The 10,675-nt window shown below is 49.2% G+C and carries 10 protein-coding genes; 2 read left to right on the top strand and 8 right to left on the bottom strand.

Annotated features, from left to right (window positions below):
- The 4 genes from AB1656_25840 to AB1656_25825 all read right to left on the bottom strand — a co-directional run.
- On the bottom strand, nt 1–226 hold a 226-nt coding region (locus tag AB1656_25840; GenBank protein ID MEW6238821.1), incomplete at its 3' end, for a hypothetical protein.
- 239 nt (nt 227–465) lie between these two features.
- Nucleotides 466–1,509, bottom strand: a complete 1,044-nt coding sequence (locus tag AB1656_25835) for a hypothetical protein (GenBank protein ID MEW6238820.1) — start codon at nt 1,507–1,509, stop codon at nt 466–468.
- 15 nt (nt 1,510–1,524) lie between these two features.
- Nucleotides 1,525–4,419 (bottom strand): hypothetical protein, encoded by a 2,895-nt coding sequence (locus AB1656_25830; GenBank protein ID MEW6238819.1) that lies wholly within the window; start codon nt 4,417–4,419, stop codon nt 1,525–1,527.
- 277 nt (nt 4,420–4,696) lie between these two features.
- Nucleotides 4,697–5,806, bottom strand: coding sequence for a glycosyltransferase 87 family protein (locus AB1656_25825; protein MEW6238818.1), 1,110 nt, complete (start codon nt 5,804–5,806; stop codon nt 4,697–4,699).
- Between AB1656_25825 and AB1656_25820 the strand changes: the two genes are divergently transcribed.
- Complete coding sequence (locus AB1656_25820) at nt 5,772–6,737, top strand: SUMF1/EgtB/PvdO family nonheme iron enzyme (GenBank protein MEW6238817.1); 966 nt, start codon at nt 5,772–5,774, stop codon at nt 6,735–6,737. The two genes, AB1656_25825 and AB1656_25820, sit on opposite strands and share 35 nt — an antisense overlap.
- 5 nt (nt 6,738–6,742) lie before the next feature.
- The gene (locus tag AB1656_25815) at nt 6,743–8,479 is read left to right on the top strand and encodes a 6-hydroxymethylpterin diphosphokinase MptE-like protein (GenBank protein ID MEW6238816.1); all 1,737 of its coding nucleotides are present in this window, start codon (nt 6,743–6,745) and stop codon (nt 8,477–8,479) included.
- On the opposite strand, the gene AB1656_25810 is transcribed toward AB1656_25815, so the two are convergent.
- From AB1656_25810 to AB1656_25795, 4 genes are read right to left on the bottom strand one after another with little or no spacing between them, the layout of a single operon-like run.
- Nucleotides 8,450–9,007 (bottom strand): Uma2 family endonuclease, encoded by a 558-nt coding sequence (locus AB1656_25810; GenBank protein ID MEW6238815.1) that lies wholly within the window; start codon nt 9,005–9,007, stop codon nt 8,450–8,452. The genes AB1656_25815 and AB1656_25810 overlap by 30 nt on opposite strands.
- Before the next feature lie 7 nt (nt 9,008–9,014).
- Nucleotides 9,015–9,563 (bottom strand): Uma2 family endonuclease, encoded by a 549-nt coding sequence (locus tag AB1656_25805; protein MEW6238814.1) that lies wholly within the window; start codon nt 9,561–9,563, stop codon nt 9,015–9,017.
- A 7-nt stretch (nt 9,564–9,570) separates the two neighbouring features.
- On the bottom strand, nt 9,571–10,119 hold the full coding sequence (locus AB1656_25800) for a Uma2 family endonuclease (protein MEW6238813.1): 549 nt from the start codon (nt 10,117–10,119) through the stop codon (nt 9,571–9,573).
- Nucleotides 10,120–10,126: 7 nt separating this feature from the next.
- Nucleotides 10,127–10,675, bottom strand: a complete 549-nt coding sequence (locus AB1656_25795) for a Uma2 family endonuclease (protein MEW6238812.1) — start codon at nt 10,673–10,675, stop codon at nt 10,127–10,129.

Genomic DNA, 10,675 nt, shown 5'->3' with positions numbered 1-10,675 from the left:
TTTCTCCAGTTTTAGCATTCCACACAATCGCGGTTTTCTCTCCTGTTGTTAACAACCTTTCACCATCGGGGGAAAAGGTTATAGAACCGCGCATTCCATTCTCATCCTGAACGACAACGAGAGGTTTGGTTTGAGTAAAGCCGCACGGAGAATTAACTGCGATTACTGAAATTACCGCAAGCGTGAAAGCAATGCTGGAAAGCATTATATTTATTAGTTTGTTCATTTTTTTATCTCCTTTATTAATCGATTAAAATGAAGGTAGGATTTTCATCGACATAGGCGATGGGAATCGTAGTTTCATCCGTACTGGAATTATAGGAAAAGCCGCCAGGCGGAGGATTTATTGTCGGCTTTGGGTTCCATGCCGCTGACCAGACGCCATTATTTTAAACATAGCCAGCGGGGCATGGCGTCTCCGCCATGCCCCGCCGCCGCGTCCAACGCGCATCCGCGTGTGCTTGCTTATTGCGCCGTCGATTCTTTGATGACCGACGTTATGTCGCTGATATCGTAGATATACGCCTTAGTATCAATCATGCAAGCGAATTTCTTGTTGTCATCGGAAAACGCTACTTTCATGTAATTGTAATCCACATTAGCTTCAAGGGAAAATGATCTCATAACCGAATCCAACGCGCCTACCTTGCGAATGCCTATTCCTTCCGGCGATTTCTCCGAAGCGGCTACGATAAATTGACCATCGGTTGACAAATAAGGCGTACCTCTTTTTGCGTTGAACGTGTACGATGAAATTCTTTCATTTGTTTCCACATCAATTATTCTCAATTCGTATTTGTCAAGTATACCATCAATGTCACCGACTATGTTTCGTATATACTTGCCATCCTTTGATAATGCAGCAATTCCGTTAATTGAATACTGCATTAAAATTTCACCTTTCACGGATATCACTTTAATATTTCCTAAGTATTGTGTTAATATCTTTCCGCCCTCAGGGAAATATTCCATCTTATTCGCTTGATATGACATGTTAAATTGTATAATCATATTATTGCTTAAAATATCCCATATAGATAATCCTACTGGACCACCTCCAATGGCGATATTTTCTCCGTTTGGAGAAAATGCGACGCTATCAATATGATTGGGAAGCATTCCTTCAATGAATTTTGCTTTAAATTCAATTTTACCGGTTTTAGAATCCCATATCAGGGCCGTATACGAGTATCCTCCCGTTGCGATTTTAGTCCCATCTGGGGAAAAATCTCCACAAGCAACAGCTCCACCATAGGGTATATGTCCTTCAAACGTCAATAATTTTTCTCCCGTTTTCGCGTCCCACACAATAGCGGTTTTGCTTCCAGTAGTTAACAACCTTTCTCCGTCGGGTGAAAAGGATAACGAATTATGGATTCCATTCTCATCCTGAACGACTACGAGAGGCTTGGATTGAGTAAAGCCGTTGGGAGAATTAATTGCGATTAATAAAATTACCGCAAGAGTGAATGCAATGCTGGAATGCATTGTATTTATTAGTTTGTTCATTGTTTTTCTCCTTTGCTAATCAATTAAAATGAACGTTGGATTTTCATCGACATTGGTGACGGGAATTGTTGTTTCATCCGTACTGGAATTATAGGAAAAGCCGCCAGGTGGAGGATTTATAGTTGTCTTATAGTTCCATGTTGCCGACCAGACGCCGTTATTCAAGGTAAAATCGAACTTGTAAACGTCAACGGTGCGGTTGCTGAAATTTCCTTTGGTGATGAAATTCTTTGATGTTTCTGATATATCTTCAAATGAGTTACTATGTTTATATTTCCAAATTGCGCCCCACCATATGTCGCTGGCGTTTTCTTGCCAACCGCACCACGCATAACCTTCTGGACTTACAGCGGTAGGTTTAACGCGATTTGCCGGAGTCCATATTCTTGAATTCTCCCAGCCTAGTTTTATTCCACCGGTGGTTAAGGAGCGGTGTAGTAATTCCGCTGGGATGCGTATTACGCGGCTCTGATTGTTTTCATTAAAAAATCCGTAATCTTCCAATTCGCTTGGCCAGTAATCTTGACAATGATGATAATAGAAGTGGTATTTCCATCCGATTCCTTTCATCCAACTGGACCCATTAGGAATTTTCATTGTCGCCGATATCAATGAACTTCGCAGATAGTAAATGGCTTGCGCGCGATCGTCCGTATTCAATGGCGCAAGATCATATCCCGTTCTCGGACTATAACCGTATTCCGTCATCGCGAAATTGGGAATATACCCAATTCCATTGCAAACACTATGTAATTGACTCAGTCTATCGAACCATTCCGTTCTTTGCGTATTAGGATCAGATGTATTTTCATGAAATTCCGATGAATACGTATAGCTATCCAAAGAATAATTGTGAATAGCGATAACGTTAGGAAGTCTATCCCAACCGCCATTAGTTATGACTGTGTTTACAAAACTCTGCAGAAAGATCGCATTGCTTCCCCAATCGGTGGATGGCCATGCTAGAGAATAACTAGCATTAGAACTTCCACTGGCTAAAATATCGCAATATTTCCATTCCGAATAGTTCAGATTGGATTCCATTTGAGTATATGCTTCTAAATAGAAGGATGCATATCGCTCTCCACCAATAGATGAACCGTTATAATACGTATCAGGAGACATACCTATCCATATGCCATTCGCTTCTTCATTTCCCAGTTCGATTCCGATGATTGTTCCGTCTTGAACGCGGTTTTTCACTCCGTTTCTGGAAAATACCGTTACTAAGCGCTGCGCATACTGTGTCTTTTTTGTAATGTCGTAATTCCCATTGTCGTAGTAATAAGGCCACGCCCCAAAAACAGTAATCACCTTCATCCCATTCGTCGCCACCGTATTAACGAAATTCTCCAATAACGAACCGTCAGAATCATACAAACCTCCATCGTCGAAGAAACGTATAGTATGCAAATTATCGTTTTTCATTGACAATTGCCGTTGACTGGAACCGTCGCCGTAGGGACCCGCATCCGCCCCGAATTCGCAGAAACCATAATTGATGACCAATTGCGGACGATAGTTAGGATCTTGCGTTCTCTCTCTCATCGCTATTTCTACATATCCGCTCGTGGCCCCCGTCATTTTCACGGTGAATCCTTTATTCGTCACGTCATAACTGCCGCTGCTGCCCGAAAAATGGGATTTAAACGCGAAAGTAACGTCAAGCGATAGCCAATTATATCCGCCAATTATGGAAACTGATTTTCCTTGGTATTTAGGATCGGAATAGTTGGCGTCGGTTACTCCCCAGTTCGTTTCCCATACCTCGTAATATTCATTCCAATTTGTTTTGACTTTGTAGGTTTTCGCTTTAATATTGCTTCCTTGCAGCGTATTATTGGCTTTGAATATATTCAATTTCGCCGATTTGATCGATACGCCGCTCGGCAAGGTAGAAACGCCAAAACCGAATAATAGCAAATCATTCGGCTGCCATTGGACGAGGTCTACGGAGCCATAATTTGTTGACGATTGGTATCGCAGCAACGTATCCTTCATCCCTTGATCGGGGCCAAACGTCATACTCGGATCGATCACCGCGTCGCCGTCCTTGGCGGCGGCGAGATCGCCGAGATGCGCCGACATTTCCGCCTCGCCCGCAGCGTCGCGCTTCAGCCGCCACGACTGAGCGGAGCGAATAACGGGCGCCGTCTTGTCCAATGGCATTCCCGCTTCGTCCGCCAGGAATGTCTTTACGGGAAGCAGCTTGTGCAGTTCTTTCCCATCGCGTTCGAAATGAAGCGGCTGATCCAATGGTAGTTTCTCCCCATATACATCCGCCGCCTCGCCGTTTTGCTTGGCTTGGGTTGTAATCTGCACGGATGGGATATCGAAGCGGGCGGTTAGATACTCGTCCGAGGGCAAAATGCCCGTTTTCACTTGTTCGCGTAGCTGCCTCATAAACGCGCTTTTGAGCCGCACATCCACTTTCAGAATATCGTGGATATAGCGCACTGTCACGTCCACGTTGGGCAGAACCTCGGACCAACGCACGCTATCGCCCACGACGCCGATATTCTCCCAGTTGAGTTTGCCCAACTCCAGCGGCTTGTAATCCGCGCCGCGGCCTACGCCTAGCCCGGCAAAGCGGTAGGTGAAGATGTCGCCCTCGTGCCGCGCTTGGAAGGTTCCGTCGGCGCGCACGTAGAGCTGCCAAATCCCCGCCGCGACCTCGTAATCCCACTCGCCGCTTTTGGATGCGACAAGGTTGGTGTTAACCAACTCCAGCGCCCCATCCTCTGCGCGATAATACTTGGGATACGCGAGAAACGTCATCGTATTCGGCCCCGTCTTTTCCGCGTATTCGGAAACCGGCGCCGGATACGACTCTTGCGTCTGCGGCTGAGACTGCGCCAACGGCGCCGCCAGCGCGCAGACGATGAGCATAATGATACCTGCTGCATGCATAAGCATCCTCCTTTGGTGAAATATGTAGTTTTGGAATAGCGCCCAACAACATCGCTGAAAAGGAGTAAATCACAAAAGTGATCCGTTGTCAACAAGTAATTCAAAAATAATCAAAAAAAAAAATAGAACATGGAAATGCGGTATATATTATAGAAAAACATCGGATAGGATCAATGATTGACTAGCGCGACATTATGATGAATCGAATCAACATACAGGCAAAAATCAGCCTTATCTTGGAATGGAATTTCTTTATTCGGCAAAAAGTTTGCATCAATTAAAATCCCCAAAAACAAAGTATGTTTAAATACTGGGCGTCAGGCGGATTGTAATAGCCGATCGGACCGATCAAGATGGAATAGAGGGAACGAACGCCCAGTGCAGCGGAAAACAGAAAAAGCCATCGGCGGCAGCTCGGCTCCTCCACCGTAAGACAGAAGGCGGGCGTGAGCATGAGATACCAAAACTGTCCGATGCGGTTGAACTTGACGAAAAACACGAAAACCAACGGCGCCAGCCACTGCATAAGCTGTCTCGTTCGACGCAGGCCGTATAAGCAAAAGAGAACAAACGCGAATCCGGCGATCCCATGCGCAAGGACAAGGGAAAAGGGAAAAAAGGGATACAATGATGGATCGCCCAGGTTCCACGTAATCGGATTGTAAGCGGGAATATAACCGGGACGAAAGAAATAGGCCATATAGCCGCTAGTACAAGCGGCGGCCAGGCTGGGAACAAGACTGGCCGCTCCCCAAACTGCAACGCGAACGCATCGGCCCAGCTCGCGCCAAGATAGGCGGCTGAGAAAATAAGGAGCGAGAAAGATAGGGAATAATTTGGCCTGCACCGCTAGTCCAAGATAGAAATAGGCGCGGGAGCGGCCCTTTTGCAACTCGCGCAGGGCCAGGAGCATCAAGAGAATAACGAACGGCTCGAATTGGCCCTCGCGCGAACCAAACCAAATATTGATAGGATTAAACCAATAGAGCGCCGCGAGTATGCGGTCTTGGCTGATTTTAAAAATAAGACGGGCGTTGACGGCGTCGATGAGCGTCAGCGCCAGTTTGCCGAAGAAAAGCGAACTATGAAGGCAAGCGATCAAAGCGTAAAAAAGCAGCGTGACAGCGGGATAGGGAAAGTTATGGTTAGGCCAAAGATATTGCATCGGCGACGGCGTCAAGTCCGAGGGCGTAAGATCGTACAAGCGGAATCCCCAGACAGGGAAGGCTTTGCCGTAGCCCAAATTGCGCAGAAGATCGGTAGTATACAGCGGCGGCAGCGCGCAGTAAATCAAGCGTATAGCCGCCCCGGCGGCCAATAACGCTATGAACAGAGGCGTGGAGGTTTCCAGTTTGACTATTAATTTCTTTATGATTGGCGGAGTCATACGTGGGGGAAATTATCGGGCGGATCGCCGCGCTTCTCAAGCGGCGCGAAAGACCTTTCGATGGTTATGGACGATTGGTTTCGCGGCCTTGGCGGCGAACGTCCGGGCGCAAGAATGGGTCGAGCCGGAAATGATCGCCATCCCCGCCGGAGAGTTTCTTTTCGGTTCCAGCAAAGAGGAAAGATCGGCTTTCCTCGCTCCGCCGGATGAACCCGAGCAGCAAAAAGCCGCGCTGCCCGGTTATTTCATTGGAAAATATGAAATCACCAATGAAGAATTCGCTTGTTTCATTAACGCGGGCGGTTACGAAAAACCGGAGTATTGGCCGGAAGAGGGATGGAATTTTCGGCGGCAAATGAACTGGACTCAGCCGCGAAGTTGGACGGATCGGGATTATAACGGCCAGCATCAAGAACGTTATCCCGTTTGCTCCATCAGTTGGTTCGAAGCGCAAGCCTATTGCCGATGGTTGAGCATAAAGACGGGAAAGCCCTACCGCTTGCCCACAGGACAGGAGTGGGAAAAAGCGGCGCGGGGATCGGACGGACGCATCTTTCCCTGGGGAAACGAATGGAAAGAAAAAGCGTGCAATTGGCTGGGAGATTTTAATAAAGACTATCAGCCGCATAGCGAAAGCGACGGCTTCGCCCGCACCTCGCCCGTAGGCTATTACGAGGAAGGCGTCAGCCCGTATGGCGCCTATGATATGGCGGGCAACGTCATGGAATGGTGCGCGGACGCCTTGGAACAGAAAGCCTATGACGGATCGATCTACCGCATGTTTCGCGGCGGCTCGTTTCTTTCAGGCAACCCTCGGCTGTTGCGCTGCGCCTGGCGCGGAGGAACGCAGCCGCAAATCGGGTACGTTTATTGGGGAATCATGGGATTTCGAGCGGCGATGGACGCACCGAAAGTACAATCCTCGGAGTGAACGCCTTGCAGGATCGTCTTTACGAAAAAAATCTAGTCGCACTGGAACGGCGCTATCCCCAGGCCGCCGCCGCTTTACGCAGATTGCCTCCAGAACTAGGCGAACCGATAACGGCCGGATATGAGGAAGCCTGGCTGCGCAAAACCCTGCCCAATGGCGCCGAGCAAGCCGTCCTTTTGGGCGCGGGAGATGGAACCGCCATTGAAATGCTGCGGCGGGAATTCGGCTTGCGAAACCTGGCCGTCGTCGAAAAAGATTGGCGGCGGTTGGCCTGGGCGCTGCAAAACCGCGACCTGTCGGAAACGCTGAGCGATCCACATGTCTTTTTGGCGCTGGCGGCGGCGCCGGAGGCATTGGAAGACCATCTGGAATATGTCAAAACCTCCTTGGCGGCGCACGGCTTTCAATTGCTGCGCCATCCCTCGATTCCGCCGGAGGACGCGTCCTACTACGACGCCGTCCAGACGCAGTTGCGGCGGATGATGGAGCGGGAGGCATTCAGCCTGCGGGCGCGGCTGACGCGGGGACCGCTCGTGCAGCGGAATTTAATTACGAACCTGCCGGAGATGCTGAGCGCGCTCACGCTGGACGACGCGCGCGGACGCTTCGCGGGAACGCCCGCCGTCATCGCCGCCGGAGGGCCATCTCTAGATCGAAACGTGAAGGCGTTAAGAAATGCCCAAGGCCGCGCTCTGCTGCTCGGCGTCGATACGGCCGTACGGACATTGCAACGTCATGGCGTGGAACCGCCGATCGTCGTCGCCACCGATCCCTCGCCGGAAAACGACAAACACCTCGAAGGCGTCGAATTGCCGCCGAAAACGCTATTCGCTTTCTCTCCCGATTGCTATTACGCCATTCCCCGCCGATATCGCTCATTGCAACGCCGCCTTTGCGTCTATGACGACAGCGCCCGTTTTACTTATTGGTTGAAAAATCTTCTTGGCTTCGAAGAATTGATTCCACGCCCATTGCACGTGGCGGAAACGGCGATTCGCCTGGCGCTGGTTTTAGGATGCAATCCCATCGTCTTTACAGGCTTGGATTTGGCGATTCCGCCGGCGGGCGGCATGACGCATTCCAGCCTCAGCGCCCGCGCCGCCCGCGTACTGCGCTTGATGGACGATGAGATGGAGACCGTCAACGCCGACGGAACCAGCGTTAAGCATAAGATCGTATACGTCGAAGGCATTCGCGGCGAACCCGTAGCGACATTGTATTCCTTCAAGTTCTACTTGGAGCGGTTGGAAGCGTTAATGGCGTCGAGCTCCGTACGCTGGATCGACGCCACCGAAGGAGGCGCATTGAAAAAAGGCGCAGAAATCCGGCCTTTGAACGAAGTAATTGCCGAGTTTGATAATCTGGGAAACGAGTTCGAAAAGCGACTGCAAGCCCTTCCCAAGGTCATGAAATTTCATCCAGAAAATTGCGTCAAATCGTTGAATGAGAGTTTTTCGCGGTTGCGGCGGCTGGAAGAAAGAATGAATACCGCCGCAGCGGGAAATTGGAATCTGGTTGAGATAGAGGGACTCTGGCGCTTCTTCCTGCGCGACGAGGAAACGCGCGCGCTGCTCGATCACGCCGTCTTCCCCTTCCAACTGGAACCACCTTTGGAGCGGATTCCATTCGATCGGCGGAACGATTATTTATACCGGCATCTCAAAGAAGCGCATTCCATCGTGAAAATGTTCTTCCCCATCTGGGAGGAATCTTTACAGCGCTTGCTCGAAAATATCGCGTAAGGAAATCGTAATTTCCGGCAGCGATTTCAACGCAATCTCCCCCGCTGCGTCGAAGGCCTCGCCCCGGTCGAAGCGGCCATTTTCTCCCAACCAAAACCGCTCCACGAATTTGCCGTCGGGATCAGCCAGCAGATATTCACGCACGCCGAATTTTTCGTAGAGGTTCTTCTTCTCCCAGCGATCTTTTTTCGCCGTTGAGGGGCTGAGAATTTCAATAATCAAATCCGGCGCGCCTTGAATATTCTTCTCCGTAATTTTCTTCTTATCGCAGACGACGAAAACATCGGGCTGCACTACGTCCCATTCGGAGAGGACGACATCCGATGGCGCGACATAAACTTTGCATGGTTTATTCAAGAGCGCGTTTCTGAGAATCCCGGTAAAATTGACGGCGATGGTTTGATGATATAGGAACGGAGCAGGCGACATGTCGTAAGGGCGTCCGTCAATCAACTCCCATCGCTCTTCGTCCGGCCACGTACAATAATCCTGATAAGTGAATTTTTCTTTTAATTTCGGCAAAGGCATGTTTCGTTCACCCAAAGATTTCGTTAAGGGATATAACCATCTCCGGCAATGTTTTTAGCGTAATCTCTCCCGCCGCGTCGAAAGCCTCGCCCCGGTTGAAGCGGCCATCTTCTCCTAAACAAAACCGCTCCACAAATTTGCCATCGGGATCGGCGAGCAGATATTCCCGTACGCCGAATTTTTCATAGAGATTCTTCTTCTCCCAGCGATCCTTTTTCGCCGTCGAGGGGCTAAGAATTTCAATAATCAAATCGGGCGCACCCTGAATATTCTTTTCCGTAATTTTCTTCTTATCGCAGACGACGAAAACGTCGGGCTGCACCACGTCCCATTCGGAGAGAACAACGTCCGTTGGCGCGATGAAGACTCTACATGGTTTATTCAATAACACATTGCCAATAATGCGAAAGAAATTGCCGACGATGGTTTGATGTTTCACTCCCGGCGCAGGCGACATATCGTAAGGGCGTCCGTCGATCAACTCCCAGCGTTCTTCATCCGGCCAAGTGCAATAATCATGATATGTGAATTTTTCTTTTAACTTCGGCAAAGGCATGATTCATTCACCCAAAGATTTCGTTAAGGGATATAACCATCTCCGGCAATGTTTTCAGCGTAATCTCTCCCGCCGCGTCGAAAGCCTCGCCCCGGTCGAAACGGCTATCATCGACAAGACAAAACCGTTCTACGAACTTGCCGTCGGGATCAACAAGCAGATATTCACGCACGCCGAATTTTTCGTAGAGGTTCTTCTTCTCCCAGCGATCTTTTTTCGCCGTCGAGGGGCTGAGAATTTCAATAATCAAATCGGGCGCGCCCTGAATATTCTTTTCCGTAATTTTCTTCTTATCGCAGACGACGAAAACGTCGGGCTGCACCACGTCCCATTCGGAGAGAACAACGTCCATAGGAGCAATGAAAGGAGTGCATGATTTTCCTCGCAGCGCGATATTAAGCGCCGTACCAAAATTGAGAGCGATAACTTGATGGCTGGCGCCTGGAGCGGGGGACATATCGTATGGGCGTCCATCAATCAACTCCCAACGCTCTTCGTCCGGCCACGTACAATAATCATGATAAGTGAATTTTTCTTTCAATTTCGGCAATGGCATGTTTCGTTCACCCAAAGATTTCATTAAGATTGATAACAATCTCCGGCAATGACTTCAAAGTAATCTCGCCCGCCTTGTCGAAAGCCTCGCCCCGGTCGAAACGGCCATCATCGCCCAGACAAAACCGTTCTACGAATTTGCCGTCGGGATCAACAAGCAGATATTCGCGTACGCCGTATTTTACATAGAGATTCTTCTTCTCCCAGCGATCCTTTTTCGCCGTGGAAGGGCTAAGAATTTCGATTACTAAATCGGGCGCCCCTTGGATATTCTTTTCCATAATTTTGTTCTTATCGCAAACGACGAGAACATCGGGCTGAACGACGTCCCACTCGGATAGAACGACGTCCATAGGAGCAATGATAGGAGTACATGTTTTCCCTCGAAGAGCGTTTTTAAACAACGTTCCGAAACTAAGAGCGATATCTTGATGGTGGAAGCCTGGAGCGGGGGACATATCGTATGGGCGTCCATCAATCAACTCCCAACGCTCTTCGTCCGGCCACGTACAGTAATCATTATAAGAGAATTTTTCTTTTAATTTCGGTAGCGGCAT

Source organism: Candidatus Omnitrophota bacterium (assembly GCA_040755155.1).
In the GTDB taxonomy this organism is placed as follows: domain Bacteria; phylum Hinthialibacterota; class Hinthialibacteria; order Hinthialibacterales; family Hinthialibacteraceae; genus JBFMBP01.
This window is presented reverse-complemented; position numbering and strand designations above follow the sequence as displayed.

Bases quoted from the DNA above. Each gene is read 5' to 3' on its own strand.
- AB1656_25835 (MEW6238820.1), bottom strand. From the start codon at position 1,509: ATGAACAAACTAATAAATACAATGCATTCCAGCATTGCATTCACTCTT.
- AB1656_25800 (MEW6238813.1), bottom strand. From the start codon at position 10,119: ATGCCATTGCCGAAATTGAAAGAAAAATTCACTTATCATGATTATTGT.
- AB1656_25805 (MEW6238814.1), bottom strand. From the start codon at position 9,563: ATGCCTTTGCCGAAGTTAAAAGAAAAATTCACATATCATGATTATTGC.
- AB1656_25830 (MEW6238819.1), bottom strand. From the start codon at position 4,419: ATGCATGCAGCAGGTATCATTATGCTCATCGTCTGCGCGCTGGCGGCG.
- AB1656_25810 (MEW6238815.1), bottom strand. From the start codon at position 9,007: ATGCCTTTGCCGAAATTAAAAGAAAAATTCACTTATCAGGATTATTGT.
- AB1656_25795 (MEW6238812.1), bottom strand. From the start codon at position 10,675: ATGCCGCTACCGAAATTAAAAGAAAAATTCTCTTATAATGATTACTGT.
- AB1656_25825 (MEW6238818.1), bottom strand. From the start codon at position 5,806: ATGACTCCGCCAATCATAAAGAAATTAATAGTCAAACTGGAAACCTCC.